Here is a 23,685-nt window from a genome sequence, read left to right as displayed (position 1 = left end):
AAAAGCGCGCCGCGCGGCAGGGTTCGTCTGTCGAAACTGAAAGCTTATTGCGAGACAGCGACCTTGTCGATCCAGATGCTCAAATCTGGTGCATAGCTGGCGCCTGCGGGCAAGTTTCGGGGCGGTTCACTCGTGCGCCTTGACGGCAATGCGCGTGTCGCCCAGCAGCACGGCCTGGCCCGCGCGGATCTTGCACGTCTTGCGCAGCTCGACTTCGCCGTCCACCTTCACCGCGCCCGAGGCGACGATCTGTTTGGCCGAGCCGCCGCTGTCGGCGAGCCCGGTGATCTTCAGGAGGTTGTGCAGTTCGACGTAGTCGCCGGTCAGCGTGAAATCGAGGTTGGGCATGGCGGATTGGAATTTCAAAGGCGTGCGGCAAGCGCGCGAAGGGTGAGCATCATAAGCGATGGCGGCTTTGCCGCGGCGGCTGTCACATCTCGGGGCCAGATGTTATGAATTCGTCAGAAAATGAAACGTTGAGTAACGTTGCGGGACCCCACGGCGATCTTCATACCAAAATGGTTTCACCCGGATCGACAGCGCCGCTCAGGTTTGCGTTGCGCGGCTTCGTCGAGCGGGGGCGCGATTCCGGCGGGCCTGCCCGCTGCCAACGCGCCTTCGGAACCACTGCAAGGAGGATACGCCATGACCCAGATTCGCAAGCTGCTCACTGCTACCGCCGCTTTTGCCACCGTGACCACTGCCGCCGTCTTCGCGCAGGGTGCGTATGCGCAAAACGCCGCTCAAAACGCGACCCAGGGCGCGGCACAGGCCGGCGAAGCCCCAACGATGGCGCCTTCCGGCGCGCCGGGTGCTGCGCCTGGTCAAGCGCCGGGCCAGGTGACGGGCCACGCGCCGGCGGCCGCCGGGATCGCGCAACCCGCGCCCGCCCCGCAAGCGCTGACTGCTCCGCAATCCGCTGACCCGCTGGTGCAAAAGCGCAACGCCAACGCCGCCGCGAACGCGGAATACCGCAGCGCGAAGAAGTCGGCGAACGCCGAGTACAGCGACGCGAAGAAGCAGGCGAAGTCGCAGTACAAGGCGCAGGTGAAGGACGCGAAGATCAACCACAAGGCCGACCGTCAGGCCAACGATTCGGAAATGAAGGATCAGATGAACGGCATGTCGGCCCAGCAGCAGGGCGGCCAATCGGATTAACGCGCTAACGCGCGGCCGGTGCAGGCGGCGTCCGTGTACTGGGCGCTGACCTTGTTCGCACACCGAGAGCGGCGGCGTCCGGCAACGGACGCCGCCGCTTCGCTTCATGATGCTCGAAACGCGCCGCGGCGTTGTCGTTAAATCCCGCCAGATCGCCATGGAATCAGGCGCTTGCGGATGCGGGGTGTATGGATATACAGTATGCGTCGCCTCTTTCCGATTCGCCACGTCCATCGTCCCAGCGCCCGCCGTGTCCACAGTTTCCGTTGCCGATTCTTCTGTCTCCGACGCCAGCCAGGCGCGTGCCGACGCAGCCACTGCCGTTTCTTCGTGGCTCGCGAAACTCAACGACGCGCAGCGCGAGGCCGTCGAGCACGGCGGCGAAGCGGGTTACGCGCCGGGCTCGACGCTGCCGGGCCCGCTGCTCGTGATCGCAGGGGCCGGGTCGGGCAAGACCAATACGCTCGCTCACCGCGTCGCGCATCTGATCGCGGGTGGCGCCGACCCTCACCGCATCCTGCTGCTTACGTTCTCGCGGCGCGCCGCGCAGGAAATGACGCGGCGTGTGGCGCGCATCGCCGCCAGCGCGCCGGGCGCGGCCGCAGTGCTCGCGCAAGGGCTTGGCTGGGCGGGCACTTTTCACGGCGTGGGCGCACGGTTGTTGCGCGAGTACGCGGATCACATCGGCCTTTCGCCGGCGTTCACGATCAACGACCGCGAAGATTCCGCCGATCTGATGAACCTCGTGCGCCACGAGTTGGGACTCTCGGCGAAGGAAAAGCGCTTCCCCTCGAAGTCGACGTGCCTTGCGATCTACTCGCGCGCGGTCAACACGGGCGACTCGCTCGCCAGCGTGCTCAATCGGTCGTTCTCGTGGTGCCTCGAATGGGAGCCGCAACTGCGCGCGCTGTTCGCGGCCTACGTGGACGCCAAGCAAAAGCAGAACGTCCTCGACTATGACGACCTGCTGCTCTACTGGGCGCACATGGCCGCGGAGCCGGCCATCGCCGCCGATCTTGCGGGCCGCTTCGACCACATCCTCGTCGACGAATACCAGGACACCAACCGCCTGCAGGCCTCGATCCTGCTCGCGCTCAAGCCCGACGGCCGCGGCCTGACCGTGGTCGGCGACGACGCCCAGGCGATCTATTCGTTTCGCGGCGCGACGGTGCGCAACATTCTCGACTTCCCGGCGCAGTTCGATCCGCCCGCGCGCCAGGTGACGCTCGAGCGCAACTACCGCTCGACGGCGCCGATCCTCGCCGCTTCGAACGCCGTGATCGACGCCGCCGCCGAGCGCTTCACCAAGAACCTGTGGACCGATCGCCCCTCGCAGCAGCGCCCGCGCCTCGTCACCGTGGCCGACGAGGCGACTCAGGCGCGCTACGTCGTCGAGCAGATTCTCGAGGCGCGTGAAGCGGGCATGAAGCTCAAGCAGCAGGCTGTGCTGTTTCGTGCGGCGCACCACAGCGCCACGCTCGAGATCGAACTGGCGCGGCGCAATATCCCGTTCGTGAAGTTCGGCGGCCTGCGTTTTCTCGACGCCGCGCACGTGAAGGACGTGCTGGCGGTGTTGCGCTGGGCCGAGAATCCGCTCGATCGCGTGGCGGGCTTTCGCGTGACGCAATTGCTGCCGGGCGTCGGGCCCGCCAACGCCGCGCGCCTGCTCGACCAGGTGGCCGCGTGCACGGGCGCGTATCGCGCCGCCGAGGCGCTCGCGGCCTTCGCGCCGCCGCCGCGCGCGGCCGAGGACTGGCCGGCGTTCGCGTCGCTCATCGACAGTCTCTCCATGCGCGCCACACCGTGGCCCGCCGAATTCGAGCGCGTGCGGCGCTGGTACGAGCCGCATCTCGAGCGCAATCACGAGGACGCCCAGGTGCGTCTGGCCGATTTGCTGCAAATGGAGAGCATTGCGAGCACTTACGCCTCGCGCGAGCGCTTTCTCACCGAACTCACGCTCGATCCGCCGGACGCCACGAGCGCCGAATCCGCCGATCCGCTGCTCGACGAGGACTATCTGATCCTCTCGACGATCCATTCGGCGAAAGGGCAGGAGTGGCGCAACGTGTTCGTGCTCAATGGCGTGGACGGCTGCATTCCGTCCGATCTCGGCGCGGGCAGCGACGAGGAGCTGGAGGAGGAGCGGCGGCTGCTCTATGTGGCGATGACGCGCGCGAAAGAGGATCTGCACATCGTCGTGCCGCAGCGCTTTTACGTGCACAACCAGGTGGCGTCGGGCGACCGGCACGTATGGGCCTCGCGCACGCGCTTCATCGCCGCGCCGATGCTGCCGCTATTCGAATCGCGCGCATGGCCGCCCGCGCCCGTGGCGAGCGCACCGAGCGCGGCGGGACTCGCCGCCGCCGCGCATGCGAAGGTCGAGATCGCCGCGAAACTCAGGAAGATGTGGGACTAATGAGCGCGCCTGGCGGGGCGTTCTCAGCGAGGCGCGTCTAGCGCCCCTGTTCGCGCGCGGTGCCACGCTGCGGCGGCATGAAGAAGTTGCGCAGCCACGCGGCGAGGCGCGTGAAGACGTCGTCGGGCTCCTCGACGAAAATCTCGGGCTTGAGCAGGCGCAGATATTCCATGATCTGTTGCGCTTCCTGCTTCTGGAACACGCCATGCGTGACGCCGAGCCTCAAGAGCCCGCGCAATTCACCCAGGCGCTCGCGCGCCAGGCTGCCGCTAGCCTGCTCGCAGCCGATCTTCGCTTCGTACACCCGCTGACGCAGCGACTCGGTGAGCCGCCACGCGGGCGTCTGCATCGTCTCTTCGAGCGTCTGGATGTCCTGCACGCCCGATTTGATCTGCGCAGCCAGCGGATCGATCAGCGCTTCTTCGCCTTGGGCTTCGCTCACGATGGCGGCCGCCCAGTCGCGGCACTGCTTCGAGAGTTCGTCCGGTGTCCACTCGGGCCGCGACGCAAAGCCGAAACCGAATTCGCCCGCCTGACGCATCAGGATCGAGACGACCTCGGGGAACTCCTTGTCGAGCGTGCGCTTGGCCCATGCGTACTGGCCGCCTTGCAGGAGCCGCTGGACAGCGTGCTCCGTGAGCGGCGTCATGTTGTCGAGCAGCTTCGCACGCAGGTAGTCCTCGAATTCCGGCGTGGCGAACTGCGGGTCGAGTTTGAGCGAGACGCGCAGGAACGCGTCGAAATCCTTGCGCAGCGACGCAAGCGTTTCATCCTTCAGGTTAAGGGTGATATGCCCCATTGTGGTTGCCCCGGTGTAATCCTTATCGCTTCTCGCGTGCTCTCGCCGTTCGAGCAGTGGCCTGCCAGAGCAGGCCTTGACGGGTTTAACGGCGCGCCGGGGTGAAACTTGAGCGTAAGGGGCGAGGGGACGCTCTAGCGCAGCACGACGCCTTGCCAGAGGAAGAACACGCCGAGCCCGACCGCGATGGTGAGGAGCGGCCGCTTCGTGAGCGCGCTGACAACAATGGCCGCGAGCGCGCCGACGAGCTGCGGGTTGCGCCAGGTCAGCTCGGCGCCCTGGCCGTGGGGCGAGACCGCCATCGGCACGATGATGGCCGTGAGTACGGTAACGGGCACGAAGCCGAGTGCGGTGCGCACGAGCGGCGGGAACACCAGCCGGTCGCCGAGCACGAACACCGCCGTGCGAATGACGAGGGTGATGAGGGCCATGCCGAGAATCAGGACGACGTAGTTCATTGCCCGGCTCCTGCGGTGCGTTGGACGTTGGTGGGCTTGCGGGCGGAGTCGCTTGCGGCGCGGACGCCGCGCGAGGAGCCCGGGCGCGAGAGGACGACGCCCACGACCACGCCTGCGAGCACGGCGCCGAGCAGCCCGAGCTTGTACGGCCAGCCCTGCCAGAAAAAGGCGAGCGCGCCCGCGGTCGCGGCAGCGGCGAGGTAGCGCACGGCAACCAACTGTGGCACGACGATGGCGATGAAGGTCGCGACCATCGCGAAGTCGAGGCCGAGTGACTGCAGGCCCGGGAACGCCGCGCCGAACAGCAGGCCGGCCGCGGTCCAGAGCTGCCAGTTCAGATACATCGACACGCCCGACCCGAGGAAATGCCACGGCGAGACGTCGTCGCCGGGCGGATGGCGGCGGAAATGCGCCCACGCGACGGCGAAGACCTCGTCGGTGAGCAGGCCGCCGAGCACGAGACGCCAGCGCAGCGGCAGATGCGAGACATAGGGCGCGAGCGTTGCGCTGTAGAGCACGTGCCGCAGGTTCACGATAAACGTGGTGGCAAGAATGACAGCGAAGCTCGCGTGCGAGGCGATCAGCCCGAGCGCGATGAACTGCGCGGAGCCGGCGAACACGGCGAGCGACATGAACTGGCCGTGCCAGAGCGAAAGCGGGCCCGAGGTGACGAGCGTGCCGAAGATCACGCCGAACGGCGCGGCGCCGATCATCATGGGGATCGTGTCGCGCGCGCCGGCGATGAATTCGGTGAAGCGGTTGGGATGCGTGGTCAAACTGTCCTCCTGATACAAGGGGACAGCATAACGGCCGCCCGTGCGGGTGGCTTGTACGTTCTTGCGGCGCGAGGCGGGCTTGCGCCTTCAGGACGACTGCCAGCGCCCCGGCGGCACGCCGAACATACGCCGGAAGTGCCGTGTGAAATGGCTCTGGTCGGTGAAGCCGCTCGCCGCGGCGACGTCGGCCACCGAGGCGCCTTCGCGCAACGGGCCGAGCGCGCGTTGCAGGCGCAACTGCGTGCGCCAGGCGTGCGGCGGCAGCCCGGTCGCCTGCGTGAAGAGCCGCGTGGCGTGAAAGGGCGAAAGGCCGACTGCGTGGGCGAGATCGGCTACGCGCAGCGGCATGGCGAGATCGGCGGCGAGGAGCGCCTTCATCGTTTCCACACGCGGATCGTTCGGGCCATGCCTGAGCGCGGCCTCGCGCGTGCGGCCGTAGCGCGTGAGCAGCGTCGAGAGCGCGTCGAGCAGTGCACCTTCTACGGCGAGCAGATCGGAGCGCTGCGCATCGGAAGCGGTGGGAAGCGCCGCCAAGCCGGCGCTCGTGCTGGATTGCGCTGCGGCGCGCCGCCAGTCGGCGTCGGCTTCGAGCAGACGGTGTGCGCGCGAGAGCCGATGCGCGAGATCGAGATCGTGGATCACCTCCGTGTCGAACCACGGCAGCGGCTGCGCGCGCCCCGCGATTTCGCCGGCGAGATCGTGCAGGAAGTCGATCGGCACGTACATCACCCGATAGCTCCAGCCTTCCTCGGCGGCGCGCGAGCCCGTGTGCAGCTCGCCGGGATTGATGACCGGCACGCTGCCCGTTTCGGCGACGTGCTGCGCGCCGCGATAGCGATAGCATTCGGCGCCGCCCTCGATTACGGGGATCGTGTACGCCTCGTGCCAGTGGGGCGCGAACGTATGTTCGTTGTATTCGGCCGTGACGAGATCCGCGCCGGGCAGAAGCGGCGTGCGCCAGTAGCGGGCGGAATCTCGAAAACGGGAATCGGTCATGGTGAGGGATCCGGCTCAGATCCCCAGTTTAGCGCAGCGGAATCGTCGTGCCCGCCGGCACCGGTACGGCCGTGACGCTGTTCTTGGCGCTGCCGCTCACCACCCGGTCGCTGTAGGTCAGATACACGAGCGCGTTGCGCTTCGCGTCGACCACGCGCACGACGTGCAACGTCTTGAACAGGAACGACATGCGCTCGTTGAAGACGTCGTCTTGCTGCTTGAGCGGGCCTGTGAACGAGATCGGCCCGACCTGCCGGCACGCGATCGACGCCTCGGTCGGATCTTCCGCAATGCCGAGCGTGCCCTTCACGCCGCCCGTGCGCGCGCGGGAGACATAGCAGGTGACGCCTTGCACCTGCGGATCGTCGTAGGCTTCGACGACGACTTTGTCGGAACCGGTCACGCGGAAGTTGGTGTTCACGCTGCCGATCTGTTCGGCGTGGGCAGCGGCCGAGGCGACGAGGCTCGCGCCGGCGAGGAGGGCGGTGAGGCGGGCGGTGAGGCGGGCGGATTTCATGCGGATTCCCGAAGATGACGAATCGACATTATCGGGGAGGGTGGGGAGTGTCAGGGTGAGACTGCGAAGACATTCGGCTGCACTGACGATGCAGCCTCGCTGTATGCACAACACGCGCAGCAAAAGAAAAAGGGGTTGCGTGCAAACACGCAACCCCTCGATATTTTGGCTCCCCGACCTGGGCTCGAACCAGGGACCTACGGATTAACAGTCCGGCGCTCTACCGACTGAGCTATCGGGGAACAACAATACAGCTACAACTCTTTACGTCATAAAAAAGCCCGTTGTGATTAACGGGCTTTTGCGAATCTTGGCTCCCCGACCTGGGCTCGAACCAGGGACCTACGGATTAACAGTCCGGCGCTCTACCGACTGAGCTATCGGGGATCAACAAAAGCAGAGAACGAGATTCTATGGGGTATGGCTAGACCTGTCAATACCCCGTCGCTATCTCTTTAAGGGCAATCCGCGATCAGCGTGCGATTAACGTGCAATCAGCGTGCGAGAAGCGCGAGCTTGTCCTTCACGTCCTTGAATTCGTCGGCTTCCGGCAGCGGCGCCTTGGTCTTGGTGATGCTCGGCCAGTTCTTGGCGAGGTCGGCGTTCAGCTCGATGAACGATTGCTGGTCGCCAGGCACGTCTTCCTCGGCGTAGATGGCGTTCACCGGGCATTCCGCAACGCACACGGCGCAGTCAATGCACTCGTCCGGGTCGATCGCGAGGAAGTTGGGACCTTCGCGAAAGCAGTCCACCGGGCACACATCGACGCAGTCGGTATAGCGGCACTTGATGCAGCTTTCGGTCACAACGTGAGTCATTCAGGCAGCTCCTGCAAGCTTTTTGTATCGGGGGATGGCGGTTCGCCAAAGGCGCTATTGTAACTGATGAGGAATTACCCCAACCACGGGCCCGTAACCGTCCTTATATCGTTTCGTGATTAGTTTATATGATGGGGTGATCCGCACCGTTTTACCCCTTGCGAACAAGGGGACGTGCCGGCGGGCAAGCGGGGCGCGCAGGCATTCGGGTAACATGGGCGCACCGCTGGCGCTCGCCGCCCGGAGCCGCTGCGAGGCATCTGCCGCGCAGCGGCTCCGGTTCCCGCTTCGCGGGCGCTATCCGATTGCAGTCCGGCTGGCCCATCATGATCATTACTTCGCTGCTCGATACCGATCTGTACAAATTCACGATGATGCAGGTGGTGCTGCATCATTTCCCAGCGGCCAATGTGGAATACCGTTTCCGCTGCCGCACGCCGAACGTCGATCTCGTGCCCTACATCGACGAGATCCGCAGCGAGATCCAGAAGCTCTGCAGGCTGCGCTTCGCCGAGCCCGAGCTCGAGTATCTGCGCAAGATGCGCTTCATCAAGGGCGACTTCATCGACTTTCTCGCGCTCTTTCACCTCAACGAAAAGTACATCTCGATCACGCCGTCGCCCAAGGGCAACGGCGAAATCGACATCGAGATCAAGGGGCCGTGGCTGCACACGATCCTTTTCGAGATCCCGGTGCTCGCCATCGTCAACGAGGTGTATTTCCGGAACACGCAGCATCATCCGCAGTATGAGGAGGGGCGCGAGCGCCTGCGCCACAAGATCGAACTGCTCGGCGCAAAGCCCGAATTCGCCGACTGCAAGATTGCCGACTACGGCACGCGCCGCCGTTTCTCGAAGCGCTGGCACGAGGAAGTCATCCTCACGCTTAAAGACGATCTCGGCGAGCAGTTCACCGGCACGAGCAACGTCTACTACGCGATGAAGCACAACCTCACGCCGCTCGGCACGATGGCGCACGAGTACCTGCAGGCGTGTCAGGCGCTCGGGCCGCGTCTGCGCGACTCGCAAATCTATGGCTTCGAGATGTGGGCGAAGGAGTATCGCGGCGACCTCGGCATCGCGCTCTCGGACGTCTACGGCATGCAGGCCTTCCTGCGCGACTTCGACATGTACTTCTGCAAGCTCTTCGACGGCGCACGGCACGATTCGGGCGATCCGTTCGAGTGGGGCGAGCGCCTGCTCAAGCACTACGAGGACAACCGCTGCGACCCGCGCACGAAGACGATGATCTTCTCGGACGCGCTCGACATTCCCAAGGTGCTGCGCCTGTACGAGCGTTTCGGCGACCGCTGCCGCCTCGCGTTCGGCGTGGGCACGAATCTCACCAACGACCTCGGCTATCAGCCGCTGCAGATCGTCATCAAGATGGTTCGCTGCAACGGCCAGCCTGTTGCCAAGCTCTCCGATTCGCCGGGCAAGAACATGTGCGACGACAAGGCGTATCTCGCCTATCTGCGCCAGGTGTTCGGCATCGAGCAGCCCGTGGAAGAGGAGTGCGCGGGCAAATAGGCGCGTAAAGAAGCGCACACGGAACCCGTCAATCACAAGGCGACGCCCCGGTATAATCGGCGCGTCGCTTTTCTTCATCTGACGAGGACGTTCATGGACACGACGGCCGCCCGCCGCAGCATATTCGCGCGCATTCGCGCGGCGCAGGGACGCGAGGCTACGCCCGCGGCGCACGAACGCGAAGCCGTGGCCGATTACCTCGCGCAGCATCCCGAAGGTCCGCGTCCGCCGCTCGAAGGCGACCTCGTTGCGCGCTTCGTTGGCGAGGCGCGCAAGATGTCGAGCACCGTCGACGAAGTCCAGCAGATGGCCGACGTGCCCGCCGCCGCGCAACGTTATCTCGCCGAGCGCAGCCTGCCGATGCAGGCTGTCGCGTGGCAAACGCTCGAAACCTTCGACTGGGCCGGCGCGGGTCTCGCGGTTCAATTCCGCAAGCCGGAAGACCGCGATCTCGTCGGCCTCACAGGGTGTTTTTGCGCCACGGCCGAAACCGGCACGCTGGTGCTGCTCTCCAGCCCGCAAACCTGGGCCTCGGGCGCGCTGTTGCCCGAAACGCACATCGCTGTCGTGCCCGCTTCGCGCATCGTCGCGGGCCACGAGGACGCCTTCGCGCTCATGCGCGCCGAGCGCGGAGAACTGCCGCGTGCGGTCAATTTCGTTTCGGGGCCCTCGCGCACCGGCGACATCGAGCAGACCATCATTCTTGGCGCGCACGGGCCGTATCGCGTGCATGTGATCGTCGTGCATGGCGCGTAAGCGCAACGCGGCGAGCGCCTGCGCGGGAGCGCTCTTCGCTGCACTCACACTGTTCAGCGCGAGCGCACACGCTGCGACGTTCGACGGCGCCTCGCTTGGCGCGGCCTGGGCGCTGCCGTTCGCCGGCATGCTTCTGTCGATCGCGTTCTTCCCCATGTTCGCGGCCACGTTCTGGCATCACCATTTCGGCAAGATCTCGGCGGCCTGGGCGCTGGCCTTCCTGCTGCCATTCGCGGCCACGCACGGTCCCGGCGCGACGTATCCGCTCTTCGTGCACGCCGTGATCGACGAATATCTTCCGTTCATCGTGCTGCTCGGCGCGCTTTATACGATCGCTGGCGGCATCTGCGTGTATGGGAATTTGCGTGGCTCGCCGCGCATGAATACGTCGATCCTCGCGCTAGGCACCGTGCTCGCGAGTGTGATGGGCACGACGGGCGCGGCGATGCTGCTGATCCGGCCGCTCCTGCGCGCCAACGACAATCGACGGCACAACGTGCACGTGGTCGTGTTTTTCATCTTTCTCGTCGCGAACGCGGGCGGCTTGCTCACGCCGCTCGGCGACCCGCCGCTTTTCCTCGGATTCCTCAACGGCGTGGGATTCTTCTGGACTGCGCAGCATCTAGCGCTTCCGATGCTGTTCGTCTGCGGCGTGCTGCTCGCGGCGTTTTACGCGCTCGATAGCGGGTACTTCCGTCAGGCCGGCGAAGTGCGCGCCGCCTCGCTCGACCCGACGCCGGACACCGGCGCGCTCGCGATCGGTGGCAAGGCGAATCTCGTGCTGCTCGCGCTGCTCATCGCGCTCGTGCTGATGAGCGGCATATGGCGTCCGGGTATCGTCTTCGAAGTCGCGGGCGCGCATGTGCAGCTGCAGAACCTCGTGCGCGATGCGGGACTTGTTGCGCTCGCACTCATCTCACTTGCGTTCACGTCGAAACAGGCGCGCGCCGACAACGGTTTCGAGTGGGCGCCGATCGTCGAGGTGGCCAAACTCTTCGCGGGCATTTTCGTGACGATCGCGCCGGTCATCGCGATGCTGCGCGCGGGCGAGGCGGGCGCATTCGCCGCGCTGATCCGCTTCGTGAACGACGCGCCGGGCCGCCCCAACGAAGCGATGTACTTCTGGGCGACGGGTCTGCTCTCGTCGTTTCTCGACAACGCGCCCACGTACCTCGTGTTCTTCAATCTCGCGGGCGGCGACGCCAATGCGCTCATGTCCGGCGGCGCGAAAACGCTCGCCGCGATTTCGGCGGGCGCCGTGTGGATGGGCGCGCTCACCTATATCGGCAACGCGCCGAACTTCATGGTGAAGGCGATCGCGCAGTCGCGCGGCGTGCGCATGCCGGGCTTCTTCGGCTATCTTGGCTGGTCGGGCCTGCTGCTCACGCCGGTCTTTCTCGCGGCCACCTGGCTCTTTTTCGTCTAGCCGCAAGCCGCCTGGAAACCGCTTTCGAAAGGCGCGCGAGACTTCCCTGAGCGCCCCGTCACGCGCAACAATGACGGACAACGACTGAAGTGTGGAGAGCAACGATGCAAAAGATTCTCGTGGCGCGCCCGATCTTTCCCGATGTGATCGATCGGCTGAAGCAATATTTCGACGTGGACTGGAACAACGGCGAGGCGCTTGCCCCCGAGGCGCTGCACGAGCGTCTCGCGGACAAGGACGGCGCGCTCACCGCGGGCGACCCGATCGGCGCCGCAGCGCTTGCCGCCGCGCCGCGCCTGCGCGCGGTGTCGAACATGGCCGTGGGCTACAACAACTTCGACATGGCCGCCTTCAACGCGGCCAACGTGCTTGGCACCAACACGCCCGACGTGCTCAACGAAACCACGGCCGACTTCGGCTGGGCGCTCATGATGGCAGCCGCCCGCCGCGTGACGGAGTCCGAACATTTCCTGCGCGCGGGCAAATGGGACAAGTGGTCGTTCGACGCGTTTCTCGGCTCGGACATCTATGGCGCCACGCTCGGCGTGATCGGCATGGGGCGTATCGGTCAGGCGCTTGCGCGCCGCGCGCGCGGCTTCAACATGCGTGTGGTCTATCACAACCGTTCGCGCGTCGCGCCTGAGATCGAGCGCGAACTGAACGCCGACTATCTCTCGAAGGAAGACCTGCTCAAGCAGGCCGACCATGTCGTGCTCGTGCTGCCCTATACGGCTGAAAACCATCACACGATCGGCGCAGCGGAACTCGCGCTGATGAAACCCACGGCCACGCTCACCAACATCGCACGCGGCGGCATCGTCGACGACGGGGCGCTCGCGCACGCGCTGCGCACGCGCCAGATCGCGGCGGCGGGCCTCGACGTGTTCGAAGGCGAGCCGCGCGTGCATCCGGCGCTGCTCGAAGTGGAGAACGTCGTGCTCACGCCGCACATTGCAAGCGCGAGCGAAGCCACGCGCCGCGCCATGGCGAACCTCGCCGCCGACAACCTCATCGCCGCGCTCGGCGAAGGGCCGCGCGCGGGGCAGCCGCCTAACCCGATCAACCCCGCCGTGCTGGGGAAAGCGCGTACATGAGCCCGTTTGCAGTCATGTCGCTGGCGATCATCGCACTGGCGATCGCGTTCGTCGTGACGCTCGTCGCGTTGCTGCGCGCGCGTCACGGTCATGGCGAGGGCGACACCGAGGCGACGCTCGACGCGCTCGATCAGCTGAGCGATCGCCTCGCCGCCTCGACCGACACGCAGGCGCGCGCGGCCGAGCGCATCGAGCGCGAACTGCGCAACGAGATCGCGCGTACCGCGCAAAGCTCGCGCAGCGAATTCGGCGGCGGCTTCGCGCAGGTGCAGCAGGCGCTGGCAGCGCAGCTCGGTAGCATGGCAACGGTGCAGAACAGCCAGATCGACGGCTTCGCCCAGCAGCTCGCCAAACTCACGGCGACCAATACGCAACAGCTCGACGCCGTGCGCCAGAGCCTGCATCAACAAGCCCAGGTGGCGCGCGACGAGCAGGGCGCCGCGCTGCGCCACTTCGGCTCGTTGCTCACGCAGCAGCTCGCGCAACTCACCGAAGTCAACGACCGGCGCTTCGCCGAAGTGCGCGCGACGCTCGAACAGCGTCTGAAGGACATCGAAGCGAACAACGCGGCGAAGCTCGAGGAAATGCGCCGCACCGTCGACGAGAAGCTGCACGCGACGCTCGAACAGCGCCTTGGCGAATCGTTCAAGCTCGTTTCCGACCGGCTGGAGCAGGTCCATCGCGGACTTGGCGAGATGCAGACGCTGGCGGCGGGCGTGGGCGACCTGAAGAAGGTGCTCACCAACGTGAAGACACGCGGCACGTGGGGCGAGGTGCAGCTCGAAGCGTTGCTCGAGCAGATGCTCACGCCCGACCAGTTCGCGAAGAACGTGGCGACGGTGCCGAGGAGCAGTGAACGCGTGGAGTTCGCGATTCGTCTGCCCGGGCGTGGCGTCGGCGCTGGGGAAACCGGCGAGCCGGTCTGGCTGCCCATCGACGCCAAATTTCCGCGCGAGGACTACGAGCGTCTGATCGACGCCCAGGAGCGCGCGGACGCGCTCGCGATCGAGGAGGCGGGCCGCGCGCTCGAACTGCGCATTCGCGCGGAGGCGCGCACCATCGCCGAGAAGTACGTCGCGCCGCCGCACACGACCGATTTCGCGCTGCTGTTCCTGCCGACCGAAGGGCTGTACGCGGAAATCCTGCGCCGCCCCGGTTTGACCGATGTGCTGCAGCGCGACTACCGCGTGAGCGTCGCCGGGCCGACTACGCTTACGGCGCTCCTCAACAGTCTTCAGATGGGGTTCCGCACGCTTGCCATCGAGCGTCGTTCGAGCGAGGTGTGGCAGGTGCTCGGCGCGGTGAAGACGGAGTTCGGCAAGTTCGGCGACGTGCTCGCGCGCACGAAGTCGCAGCTCGAAACCGTCACGCGTTCCATCGAGGCGGCCGAGGTGCGCACGCGCGCGATGAACCGCAAGCTGCGCGACGTCGAGGCGCTGCCGGGCGAGGCCGCCGCGAATCTGCTCGGCGACGCGCTGCGCAACGGCGAAGCGGGGAGTGAAGGCGGATTCGGCGACGAGTGAGGAAAACCGCCGCGCCAAAAGGGAACGGGCCGCCTGAATCAGGCGGCCCGTTTGCATTCGAGCGTGCGGTTCGGTTGTGTTACCCGAGCGCCGTCTCGCCAGGCGCTGCGAGCTTGTCGAGCGCGTCGCCGGTCATGCGCACCACACGCCAGTCGGGCAGCACGGTGGCGCCGAGCTTTTCATAGAAGCCGATCGCCGGCGTGTTCCAGTCGAGCACGGTCCATTCGAAGCGGGCGCAGCCGCGTTCGACAGCGATCGCCGCGAGCGCGCGCAGCATTGCCGTGCCGAGACCGGTGCCGCGTTGCGACGGCTGCACGTACAGGTCTTCGAGATAGAGACCGCGGCGGCTCAGGAAGGTCGAGTAGTTGTGGAAAAAGAGCGCGTAGCCGACGATGCGGCCGGCGTCTTCCGCCACCAGCGCTTCGGCAGCGGGGCGCGCGCCGAACAGGGCGTCGGCGAGACCATCGGCCGTGCCCGTGAACAGATGCGTGAGTTTTTCGAACTCAGCGAGTTCATACATCAGCGCGTGCATGGCGCCGACGTCGGCGGGCGTGGCGGCGCGAATCGTTGCGGTCATCACGCTTCCTCGGGCACGTCGGAGAGATGGATCTCGATGCCGCCAAAGCGCGAGGCCACCCAGTTGTACGCGTGGCAGGCGATCCACAGCAGGATGAAGCCGACGATCGCATTGAGCAGCAGCGCGCTGAAGATGGTCGAGAGTTCGACCGAGCCATAGCGCACGAACGCCACGAGCACGCCGAGCAGCACGATAGGCACGCTGAAGGTCAGGTACACGAGGATGAGCGCCTTGGCGGTCTGGCCCGCAGCGATGAACGAGATCTGTTTTTTCATAGTAGTCGGTCCGTTATGCAGGTGTGGACGTGTGGATACGTTTGATGGCCTCTGCGGCGCCGTCGCGCTAGACGAGCCCATCGAACAGCATGATGTCGACGGCGTCGCCGGCGTCGAGATCGCCGGCTTCGTGGGCGAGCACGATGAAGCAGTTCGCCTCGCTCATCGTGCTGAGTGCGCCCGAGCTTTGCGAGCCGGTCGGCGTGACGCGCCACTGGCCGCTGTTATCGCGGCGCGCAAGGCCGCGCTGGAACTCCGTGCGTCCCGCACGCTTTCTGATCGGCTGATCGCTCAGTGCCGGCACGAGCGGGACGGGCTGCGCTTGCGCGCCCGCCATTGCCATGAGCGCGGGGCGCACGATCTGGTAGAACGAGACCATGGTCGCGACCGGGTTGCCGGGCAGGCCGAACAGGAGCGCCGCGCGGCCCGCGCCCGGGCGTCCGCCCGACCAGATGCGGCCGAACGCAAGCGGGCGGCCAGGACGCATGGCGAGGCCCCAGAACGAGACGTCGCCGAGCGTTTGCAACTGGGTGCGCGTGAAATCGGCTTCGCCGACCGAGACGCCGCCGGAGGTTAGCACGACATCGGCGCTTTCGGCAGCCTTTCTAAGCGTTGCCGCGAGTGCCGCCGGGTCGTCGCGCACGACGCCCAGGTCGATCGCCTCGACGTTCAGGCGCTGGAGCATCGCGCCGAGCGCGTAGCGGTTGCTGTCGTAGATGCAGCCGGGCTCGAGCGGCTCGCCCGGCGAGCGCAATTCGTCGCCGGTCGAAAAGTAGGCCACGCGCAGGCGTTGCTTGACGTTCGCCTCGACGAGTCCGAGCGAGGCAAGCAAGCCGATATCCGAAGCGCGCAGTACGCGGCCTGCCGCGAGCGCCACGCCGCCGTGCGCGAGATCCTCGCCCTTGCGGCGCGCATTCGCGCCTCGCCTGACGACGTTCGCTTCGAACGAGATGGCGTCGCCGTGTGCCGACACGTGCTCTTGGGGCACGACGGTGTCGCAGCCCGCGGGCATCGGCGCGCCGGTCATGATGCGCACGCAGGCGAGCGCGGCGACGTCGCCCGGGTAGGCGTGACCGGCGAAGGCCTTGCCGCACACAGTGAGCGAGAGACGGCCGGAGGCGTCGGCCAGCGCCGCGCCGTCGAACGCATAGCCGTCCATCGCGGCGTTGTCGTGCGCCGGGACGTCGATGGGCGAAATCACGTCTTCGGCCAGCACGCGCGCGAGCGCCTCGCGTAGCGGCACGCGCTCGCTCGCCGCGAGCGGCGTCACCCACTGCAGCACGATGGCCTGTGCGGCGCTGACGGGCAAAGCTTGCGGATCGTACTGGCTGATGCACCCGGCGTTGCCGGAGGGATGGTTAAGCGTGGTCATCGAATGAGGAAGCGTGGCACGGCCTGTGCGGCGATCGTCCAGGCGGGCGTGCCGGCCGTGTGCCGGGGACGGCGGCTGGCCGGGCGCCGCCCGATTGCAATTCAGGCGCGTTCGAGTTCGGCCAGTTCCTGTAAGGAATTGATATTGTAAAACGCACGTTCATCGGCAAAGGCGACTTCGGCGGCCGTGTGGCGCGCGTACCACGCACGCACCTTGCGCTCGCCGGCAGCCAGAAAGGCGGCGAGGTCGTCGGCGAGGGCGGTGCGCACGAGTGCGAAGACAGGGTGCAGCGAGACCTCGCCTGCTGCATTCGTCGTGGTCGCGGTCACGATGTCCGCTTGCCGTGCCAACGCGGCGTGGCTCAGGCGCTCGGCGAGATCGGCTGGCAGCCAGGGCGAGTCGCAGGGCGCCGTGAGGAGCCAGTCGGTTTGCGCCGCGCGCAGTCCGGCGAGCAGCCCCGCGAGCGGGCCGGGGAAGTCGGGCAGCGTGTCGGCGAGCACGCGGGCTTGCCATGGCGCGCCAAGTGCCGCGTAGGCGTCGCCGTTGCGGTTCGCGCTGATCGCTAGAGCGCCCACCTGCGGAGCGAGGCGCTCAAGAACGTGGGCCGCGAGCGGCCTGCCGTGCAGCATCTGCAAACCTTTGTCGGCGCCGCCCATGCGCTGGCCGCGCCCGCCCGCGAGCACGAGGCCCGTGATCGATCCGGTGGCAATGATGCTGGCGCTCATCGGCGTCGCTGGCTTCTCAGCCGCCGATGTAGGACATTTCGATGCGCCGCTCTTCGGCGGAACCCGGCGCCTGCGCGCTCCCTCGCAATTGCGAGTAGCGGTCGGCGCGGCCTTCCCACACCTGCGCGATGGCGCCGGAGATCGCCGTGTCGGTGGCGCCGTTGCGCAACAGCGCGCGCAGGTCGTAGCCCATCGAGGCAAAAAGGCACAGGTACAGCTTGCCTTCGGTCGAAAGGCGCGCGCGCGTGCAGTCGCCGCAGAACGCGCGAGTCACGCTGGAGATCGCGCCGATCTCGCCCGCGCCGTCCGCGTAGCCCCAGCGTTGCGCCGTTTCGGCGGCAGTGTGGGGCTCCAGCGGCACGAGCGGCCAGTGCTCGGCAATCCGCGCGACGACCTCGGCCGAAGGCAGCACTTCGGCCATGTTCCAGCCGTTCGAGGTGCCCACGTCCATGTACTCGATGAAGCGCAGCGTCACGCCCGTGCTGCGGAAATGCCGCGCAAGCGGCACGATCTCGCCATCGTTCGTGCCGCGCTTGACGACCATGTTGACCTTGATCGGCGCGAGACCCACGGCTTGGGCCGCCTCGATGCCGTCGAGCACGTCGGCCACTGCGAAGTCGGCGTCGTTCATGCGGCGAAAGAGGGCGTCGTCGAGGGCGTCGAGGCTCACCGTCACGCGCGTGAGGCCTGCGTCGCGCAGGGCGCGCGCCTTGCGCGCAAGCAGCGAGCCATTGGTGGTGAGCGTGATGTCGAGCGCCTCGCCGTCGGGCGTGCGCAGCGCGGCGAGGCGCTCGATCAGGAATTCGATGTTCTTGCGCAGCAGCGGCTCACCGCCCGTGAGGCGGATCTTGGTGACGCCGTGCGCGACGAAAAGCCGCGCGAGCCGCTCGATTTCTTCGAGTGAAAGCAGCGCGGAATGGGGCAGAAACGGGTAGTCCTTGTCGAACACCGCACGCGGCATGCAGTACACGCAACGGAAATTGCAGCGGTCGGTGACCGAGATGCGCAGGTCGCGCAGGGGTCTGGCGAGCGCGTCGAAGACCGCGCCAGACGGCGCGCGCACGGGCCCCGCAGCCTGACCGGGCAATGCCGGCGGCAGCGATCGAACATCGGCAACGGGGATGATGCGTCGTGTCATGGTCTCTTCGTTCTCGCGTTGTTTCGATTTTAGCCGAACCCGCGCGTACCGACAGACGAGGGAGAACGCTGATATATCAAAAAAAAGCCCGCCGGGAAGGGCGGGCTCTTCGGGGCGCGCCGGACTCAAGGCCCGGCGCGCGGCCAGTTGCGCTTGCGGCGCTTACGGCTGACGCGAGGTTTCGACCTGCTGCATCGGCGCGCTGTCGACCGGCGGCAGCGGCTTGCGCTCGCGCGGCGCGCGCGCGGGCTTCACCAGCTGCGCGGCGGCTTGCTGGGCGGCGCGCAGTTTGTCGGCGTCGGTGTTGACCCAGACGAGACCCGCCGATTCCAGCATCGGGCGCAGCGTGTCCGCGGCGGCCGGTGCGGGCGAGGGTGCCACTGCTGCGACCGGGGCCGGTTGCGCTGCGGCCGGCTCGGGGATCGCGACGACCGCCGGAGCAGCGGCTACCACTTCTTGCACCGGCTCCGGTTGCGCGGCGGGCGCTGCCGCCAGCACTTCGGTTTGCGGGGCTTCGACGCGGTCTTCACGCACCACGACAGGCTGAGTCTCGGCCTGGACCGGCTCGGCGGGGGCTGCCGGCGCGACCTGTTCGTCCGCTGCGGCAGGCGCCACAGGGGCGGCAGGCGCCACCGGTGCCACCACTGCTGCGTGCTCCTCGGCCTTCGGCTCGACCACGTGCGCGGTTTCGACGTTCACCGGTGCGGCTTCGGCCGGGGCCGGAGCCTGCTCTGCAGCGGGCGCAACGGTTTCGACCTGCGTAGTCGTCACGGCGGCGGACACGTGAGCGGCTTCGGCGACAACGGCTGCGGCCGGCAGTGCGGTCACGACAGTCTCGACCACAGCTTCGGTGCGCGTTTCCACGACCGGCGCTTCGTGCACTTGCGCAGCAACGGCAGGCTGCTCGATGGCCGGTTGAGCCGGTGCGCCTTCCTCTTCGCCTTCCGGCGCGTCCGCGCCCGGCGTGAGGCCTGCTGCATCCGTCTCGCGCTCGCGGCGGCCACCGCGGCGGCCACGACGGCGACGGCGGCGTTCTTCGCCTTCACGCGGAGCGCCTTCTTCGTCGGCACCCACGCTCATCCCTTCGGGCAGCTCTTCCGTCTGCGCCGGTTCGACGCCTTCGGTGCCTGCCGATGCGGCGTCAAGACGCGCTTCCTGGGCTTCCGCGGCCTCGGCTTGCTGACGGCGACGCTGCTCGTTGCGTTCACCGCGCTCGCCGCGTTCACCACGTTCGCGGCGCTCGCCTCGTTCCTGGCGCTCGCCGCGCGCGGCGCCGGCTTCCGCCGTCACATCGCTACGGTCCTGGCCGCGCTCGACGCGCTCGATGCGCTGTTCGCGCTCGCCGCGTGCTTCGCGGCTTTCACGCGGCTCACGTTGCTCGCGCGGTTCGCGTTGCTCACGCGGTTCACGCGGCTCGCGCGGTTCGCGGGCGCCACGACCTTCGCGTGCTTCACGCGGTTCACGTTGCTCGCGCGGTTCGCGTTCCTCACGGCGTCCAGCCTGCTGGCCGGTGCGTGCGCCGCCTGCGCCTTCGCCGCGGCCAGCCGCGTCGCGGCCGCCGGTGCGGCGATTGCGGTTACGGTCGCCGCCGCTCTTCTCGCTGCGCTCGGTACGCGCTTCGCGGGTCGGACGGGTTGCCTTTTCGGGTTGAGCGGCCGGTGCCGGTGCGGGTGCCGCAGCCGGCGCGCCGAAGAGGCGCTTGACCCAGCCGAAGAAGCCGCCGCCCGCGGGCGTGACGGCCACTTGTGCCGCGACCGGTGCGGCTTCGGCAGCCTTGACCGGTGCGCTCGGCGCCGGACGCTCCGGCGTGATGCCCTTCACCGCGGCTTCCTGCTTGGGCTTGGCTTCGGCGGTGCGCTTGCTGTAGCCGGTTTCCGACTCGAGTTCGCGAGCCGCTTCCTCGGCCATCTTCCACGAAGCGCGCGGGTCGTCGAGGCGCGCGTCGTCGTGACGCAGGCGCTCGAGCTTGTAGTGCGGCGTTTCGAGGTGCTTGTTCGGGATCAGAACGACGCCAACCTTGAAGCGCGACTCGATCTTGTTGATTTCCGCGCGCTTTTCGTTGAGCAGGAAGGCGGTCACTTCGACCGGCACCTGGCAATGGATTGCCGCGGTGTGCTCCTTCATCGCCTCTTCCTGGATGATGCGCAGGACCTGAAGCGCCGACGATTCCGTATCGCGGATGTGACCCGTGCCGTTACAGCGCGGGCAGGTGACGTGGCTGCCTTCCGAGAGGGCGGGGCGCAGACGCTGGCGCGACAGCTCCATCAGGCCGAAGCGCGAGATCTTGCCCATCTGCACGCGCGCGCGGTCATGGCGCAGCGCGTCCTTCAGACGTTGCTCGACTTCACGCTGGCTCTTGGCCGACTCCATGTCGATGAAGTCGATCACGATCAGGCCGCCGAGGTCGCGCAGACGCAGCTGGCGCGCCACTTCGTCGGCAGCTTCGAGGTTGGTGCGCGCGGCAGTTTCCTCGATGTCGGCGCCCTTGGTGGCGCGCGCCGAGTTCACGTCGATGGCCACCAGTGCTTCGGTGTGGTCGATCACGATCGCGCCGCCCGAGGGCAGCGGCACCGTGCGCGAATACGCCGTCTCGATCTGGTGCTCGATCTGGAAGCGCGAGAACAGCGGTACGTCGTCGTGATACCGCTTCACCTTATTGACATTGTCCGGCATCACGATATCCATGAAGGCGCGTGCCTGGTCATAGATCTCGGTGGTGTCGATGAGGATTTCGCCGATGTCGGGCTGGAAGTAGTCGCGGATCGCGCGAATGACGAGGCTCGATTCCAGGTAGATCAGCATGGGCTGACCGGACTGGCCGGCCTGCGACGCGGCTTCGATGGCGCGCCACAGTTGCAGCAGGTAGTTCAGGTCCCACTGGAGCTCTTCGGCGGAGCGGCCGATGCCGGCCGTACGCGCGATGATGCTCATGCCGTCCGGCAGTTGCAGCTGCGCCATAGTTTCGCGCAGTTCCTGACGGTCGTCACCCTCGATGCGGCGCGAGACGCCGCCGCCGCGCGGGTTGTTCGGCATGAGGACGAGGTAGCGGCCGGCGAGCGAGATGAACGTGGTGAGGGCGGCGCCCTTGTTGCCACGCTCTTCCTTCTCGACCTGGACGATCAGTTCCTGGCCTTCCTTGAGGGCGTCCTGAATGCGCGCGCCGCGCATGTCGATGCCTTCGCGGAAATACTGGCGCGCGACTTCCTTGAACGGCAGGAAGCCGTGGCGGTCTTCGCCGTAGTTGACGAAACACGCTTCGAGCGAAGGCTCGATACGGGTGACGATCCCCTTGTAGATGTTGCCTTTGCGCTGTTCGCGCCCGGCGGTTTCGATGTCGATGTCGATGAGCTTCTGTCCATCGACGATGGCGACACGCAGTTCTTCCTGCTGTGTCGCGTTGAACAGCATTCGTTTCATTGAACGACTCCAGTGCGTTCGCGCGCGAGCCGCACGGTGCGCGGCGGCGACGCCAGGCAGCACGGTGCGGGCAGCGGCGAGCCGCGCCTTATTGTGTTGTCACAAGCACGCTGGAGCGGGAACGATGGCGGGGAGAATTGCCTTTTATGGGCGCCGGTCCGGCGTTGCGTTGCCGAGGACGGGGCCGCGTGGGCTCATGCGAAATACGTCTTCAAGAAGCGAAGAGACATGCCGCGGGTTCGCGACGGCAACGTTTTCCTGCGCTTCCGGTTCACCTGGCTGCCGTGGCCACATATGTGCCGATGGTTGTATTCATCGTGTGCACATCGCACTGGCCGTGACAGACGCCTGCCGCAGCGGCGAACCGCGCGCGCTTGCGACTGGATCAGGTTCGCGGCCTCTCAATCAGGGCCGCGCACGGGAAGCTTTTCAGGAACGCCCGCCTTCCCCCTCGGGGTGTCTCGCCACTTTTGACGTCGCCTTGTCCCGCACATTGCCGGGATGCTTCGGGCGCTCGCCGTATTTTCGCCACCAGCGCCTCCTTCGGCGGTCACTTCGACCGCGCGGCGGGACGCGCCGGATAAATTCTTTATACCAATGTTCCGTTACCGTCGGAGCCGCTCCTGACCGAACGTGCCTGTGGGCGCCGTCCCTGCCGGAGTGGTGATCCGTGCGTGCAACTCGTTGCTTCTCATCAAGCGGGGTGAGCAACCAGCCCCGGGCGCAAGTAAAATAACCGTTTATTGCTTGCAGCCTGCGCTCGCCGCGTGGTCCGAGTCCAGGATAACCCTCTTGGGGTTCGCAGGACATTTGGCCGTTTGGCCTACCATTGCGTCGGCGCTGGGCAAATTATATTCAGAATGAAAGGGTTAGGCAAAACATCCCAGAATCAGGTCGCAAGCGACCAGGTTTCGTTCGTCGAAATCGACGAGGGCGCGGCCGGTCAGCGCATCGACAATTTTCTCGTGCGCGTCTGTAAAGGCGTGCCGAAGAGCCACATCTATCGCATTTTGCGCAGCGGGGAAGTGCGCGTAAATAAGGGCCGGGTCGATGCGCAATATCGGCTCGCGGAAGGCGACATCGTGCGGGTTCCGCCCATTCGCACGTCGCAATCGAGCACGCCGGCCGGTGCCGCGCCGGTGCCGGCCGCCCAGTTTCCCATCATTTATGAGGACGACGCGCTGCTTGTCATCGACAAGCCCGCCGGCGTGGCCGTGCACGGCGGCAGCGGCGTGGCGTTCGGTGTGATCGAGCAGTTGCGCGAGGCGCGCCCGCAGGGCAAGTTTCTCGAACTGGTCCACCGGCTCGACCGCGAAACGTCGGGCGTGCTCATGCTCGCGAAGAAGCGCGCCGCGCTCGTCGGCCTGCATGCGCAGATGCGCGACAACCAGACCGACAAGCGCTATTTCGCCTGCGTCCACGGCGAATGGGCGAGTGACTGGGGCCGCCGGCGCGCCGTGAAGGAGCCGCTTCACAAGTATCTGACCCCGGAAGGCGAGCGCCGCGTGCGCGTGCAGCCGGACGGCATGCCCTCGCATACGGTGTTCAATCTCGTCGAGCGCTGGCCGGGTTACGCGCTGCTTGAAGCCGAGTTGAAAACAGGCCGCACGCACCAGATCCGCGTGCACCTCGCTCACCTCGGGCTGCCGATCGTCGGCGACGCGAAGTACGGCGACTTCGCGCTCAACAAGGAACTTGCACGCTCTGGCGCGCGGCCGGGCATCAAGCGCATGTTCCTGCATGCGCACCGGTTGAAGCTCGCTCACCCGATTACGGGCGCCCCGTTGCAGTTCGAGGCGCCGTTGCCGCCGGATTGCCGCGGCTTCGTCGATGCGCTGCGCGCGCAGCGCGAAAGCGGCGCTGGCGAAGACAGCGCGCCGGCCCGGCCTGGCGCGGCCCGTCCCGAATGACACCG

Annotated in this window: 21 protein-coding genes and 2 tRNA genes; 8 read left to right on the top strand and 15 right to left on the bottom strand. The window is 66.7% G+C overall.

The window, feature by feature from the left end; all coding sequences use genetic code 11:
- Positions 1 to 126 precede the first annotated feature (126 nt).
- Positions 127 to 348 (bottom strand): RNA-binding S4 domain-containing protein, encoded by a 222-nt coding sequence (locus U5A57_RS16620; RefSeq protein ID WP_321912578.1) that lies wholly within the window; start codon positions 346 to 348, stop codon positions 127 to 129.
- Between the two features lie 297 nt (positions 349 to 645).
- On the opposite strand from U5A57_RS16620, the gene U5A57_RS16615 reads away from it, so the two are divergent.
- Together U5A57_RS16615 and U5A57_RS16610 are read left to right on the top strand one after the other, a co-directional pair.
- Complete coding sequence (locus tag U5A57_RS16615; protein ID WP_321912576.1) at positions 646 to 1,158, top strand: hypothetical protein; 513 nt, start codon at positions 646 to 648, stop codon at positions 1,156 to 1,158.
- 157 nt (positions 1,159 to 1,315) lie between these two features.
- Positions 1,316 to 3,574 carry an ATP-dependent helicase gene (locus U5A57_RS16610; protein ID WP_321912574.1) on the top strand — a complete coding sequence of 753 codons (2,259 nt, stop codon included), beginning with the start codon at positions 1,316 to 1,318 and terminating at the stop codon, positions 3,572 to 3,574.
- Between the two features lie 37 nt (positions 3,575 to 3,611).
- Here the strand turns inward: U5A57_RS16610 and U5A57_RS16605 are convergent, their stop codons facing one another.
- The 8 genes from U5A57_RS16605 to fdxA all read right to left on the bottom strand — a co-directional run bounded on the left by U5A57_RS16605 (position 3,612) and on the right by fdxA (position 7,938).
- A complete protein-coding gene (locus tag U5A57_RS16605) occupies positions 3,612 to 4,373 on the bottom strand; it encodes a DUF4088 family protein (RefSeq protein ID WP_321912572.1) in 762 nt (253 codons plus the stop codon).
- Between the two features lie 134 nt (positions 4,374 to 4,507).
- Positions 4,508 to 4,831 (bottom strand): AzlD domain-containing protein, encoded by a 324-nt coding sequence (locus tag U5A57_RS16600; RefSeq protein ID WP_158758285.1) that lies wholly within the window; start codon positions 4,829 to 4,831, stop codon positions 4,508 to 4,510.
- A complete protein-coding gene (locus U5A57_RS16595; RefSeq protein ID WP_321912652.1) occupies positions 4,828 to 5,547 on the bottom strand; it encodes an AzlC family ABC transporter permease in 720 nt (239 codons plus the stop codon). The genes U5A57_RS16600 and U5A57_RS16595 overlap by 4 nt, the downstream gene beginning before the upstream one ends.
- A gap of 147 nt (positions 5,548 to 5,694) precedes the next feature.
- A complete protein-coding gene (locus U5A57_RS16590; RefSeq protein WP_321912571.1) occupies positions 5,695 to 6,603 on the bottom strand; it encodes an AraC family transcriptional regulator in 909 nt (302 codons plus the stop codon).
- 28 nt (positions 6,604 to 6,631) lie between these two features.
- Complete coding sequence (locus tag U5A57_RS16585; RefSeq protein WP_321912570.1) at positions 6,632 to 7,120, bottom strand: CreA family protein; 489 nt, start codon at positions 7,118 to 7,120, stop codon at positions 6,632 to 6,634.
- 166 nt (positions 7,121 to 7,286) lie between these two features.
- Positions 7,287 to 7,362: transfer RNA gene (locus tag U5A57_RS16580), tRNA-Asn, on the bottom strand.
- Between the two features lie 69 nt (positions 7,363 to 7,431).
- Positions 7,432 to 7,507: transfer RNA gene (locus tag U5A57_RS16575), tRNA-Asn, on the bottom strand.
- Between the two features lie 107 nt (positions 7,508 to 7,614).
- The gene (fdxA, locus tag U5A57_RS16570) at positions 7,615 to 7,938 is read right to left on the bottom strand and encodes a ferredoxin FdxA (RefSeq protein ID WP_321912568.1); all 324 of its coding nucleotides are present in this window, start codon (positions 7,936 to 7,938) and stop codon (positions 7,615 to 7,617) included.
- A 326-nt stretch (positions 7,939 to 8,264) separates the two neighbouring features.
- Between fdxA and pncB the strand changes: the two genes are divergently transcribed.
- The 5 genes from pncB to U5A57_RS16545 all read left to right on the top strand — a co-directional run bounded on the left by pncB (position 8,265) and on the right by U5A57_RS16545 (position 14,266).
- A complete protein-coding gene (pncB, locus tag U5A57_RS16565; RefSeq protein ID WP_321912566.1) occupies positions 8,265 to 9,467 on the top strand; it encodes a nicotinate phosphoribosyltransferase in 1,203 nt (400 codons plus the stop codon).
- Between the two features lie 93 nt (positions 9,468 to 9,560).
- Entirely contained in the window at positions 9,561 to 10,223 is a 663-nt protein-coding gene (locus U5A57_RS16560) for a lactate utilization protein C (protein ID WP_321912564.1), read from the top strand.
- On the top strand, positions 10,213 to 11,649 hold the full coding sequence (locus U5A57_RS16555) for a sodium:proton antiporter (protein WP_321912563.1): 1,437 nt from the start codon (positions 10,213 to 10,215) through the stop codon (positions 11,647 to 11,649). The genes U5A57_RS16560 and U5A57_RS16555 overlap by 11 nt, the downstream gene beginning before the upstream one ends.
- 104 nt (positions 11,650 to 11,753) lie before the next feature.
- Positions 11,754 to 12,743: a D-glycerate dehydrogenase gene (locus tag U5A57_RS16550; RefSeq protein ID WP_321912562.1), complete on the top strand. Its 990-nt coding sequence runs from the start codon at positions 11,754 to 11,756 to the stop codon at positions 12,741 to 12,743.
- Positions 12,740 to 14,266 carry a DNA recombination protein RmuC gene (locus U5A57_RS16545; RefSeq protein WP_415774634.1) on the top strand — a complete coding sequence of 509 codons (1,527 nt, stop codon included), beginning with the start codon at positions 12,740 to 12,742 and terminating at the stop codon, positions 14,264 to 14,266. The genes U5A57_RS16550 and U5A57_RS16545 overlap by 4 nt, the downstream gene beginning before the upstream one ends.
- A gap of 79 nt (positions 14,267 to 14,345) precedes the next feature.
- On the opposite strand, the gene U5A57_RS16540 is transcribed toward U5A57_RS16545, so the two are convergent.
- From U5A57_RS16540 to U5A57_RS16515, 6 genes are all read right to left on the bottom strand, one after another.
- Entirely contained in the window at positions 14,346 to 14,843 is a 498-nt protein-coding gene (locus tag U5A57_RS16540) for a GNAT family N-acetyltransferase (protein ID WP_321912561.1), read from the bottom strand.
- The gene (locus U5A57_RS16535) at positions 14,843 to 15,118 is read right to left on the bottom strand and encodes a hypothetical protein (protein ID WP_028212919.1); all 276 of its coding nucleotides are present in this window, start codon (positions 15,116 to 15,118) and stop codon (positions 14,843 to 14,845) included. The genes U5A57_RS16540 and U5A57_RS16535 overlap by 1 nt, the downstream gene beginning before the upstream one ends.
- A 67-nt stretch (positions 15,119 to 15,185) precedes the next feature.
- Complete coding sequence (gene glp, locus U5A57_RS16530; protein ID WP_321912560.1) at positions 15,186 to 16,490, bottom strand: gephyrin-like molybdotransferase Glp; 1,305 nt, start codon at positions 16,488 to 16,490, stop codon at positions 15,186 to 15,188.
- Positions 16,491 to 16,591: 101 nt separating this feature from the next.
- Complete coding sequence (mobA, locus tag U5A57_RS16525; protein ID WP_321912558.1) at positions 16,592 to 17,215, bottom strand: molybdenum cofactor guanylyltransferase MobA; 624 nt, start codon at positions 17,213 to 17,215, stop codon at positions 16,592 to 16,594.
- 16 nt (positions 17,216 to 17,231) lie between these two features.
- A complete protein-coding gene (gene moaA / locus U5A57_RS16520) occupies positions 17,232 to 18,353 on the bottom strand; it encodes a GTP 3',8-cyclase MoaA (RefSeq protein WP_321912557.1) in 1,122 nt (373 codons plus the stop codon).
- 162 nt (positions 18,354 to 18,515) lie between these two features.
- Complete coding sequence (locus U5A57_RS16515; protein WP_321912556.1) at positions 18,516 to 21,770, bottom strand: Rne/Rng family ribonuclease; 3,255 nt, start codon at positions 21,768 to 21,770, stop codon at positions 18,516 to 18,518.
- An 860-nt stretch (positions 21,771 to 22,630) separates the two neighbouring features.
- On the opposite strand from U5A57_RS16515, the gene U5A57_RS16510 reads away from it, so the two are divergent.
- Positions 22,631 to 23,680, top strand: a complete 1,050-nt coding sequence (locus U5A57_RS16510) for an RluA family pseudouridine synthase (protein WP_321912554.1) — start codon at positions 22,631 to 22,633, stop codon at positions 23,678 to 23,680.
- The last annotated feature ends 5 nt before the right edge of the window (positions 23,681 to 23,685 follow it).

Origin of the sequence: Paraburkholderia sp. J11-2, assembly GCF_905220185.1 — a bacterium.
Taxonomy (GTDB): Bacteria; Pseudomonadota; Gammaproteobacteria; order Burkholderiales; family Burkholderiaceae; genus Paraburkholderia.
Note: the sequence above shows the minus strand (reverse complement) of the source record. Positions and strands in the feature narration are given on the sequence as shown.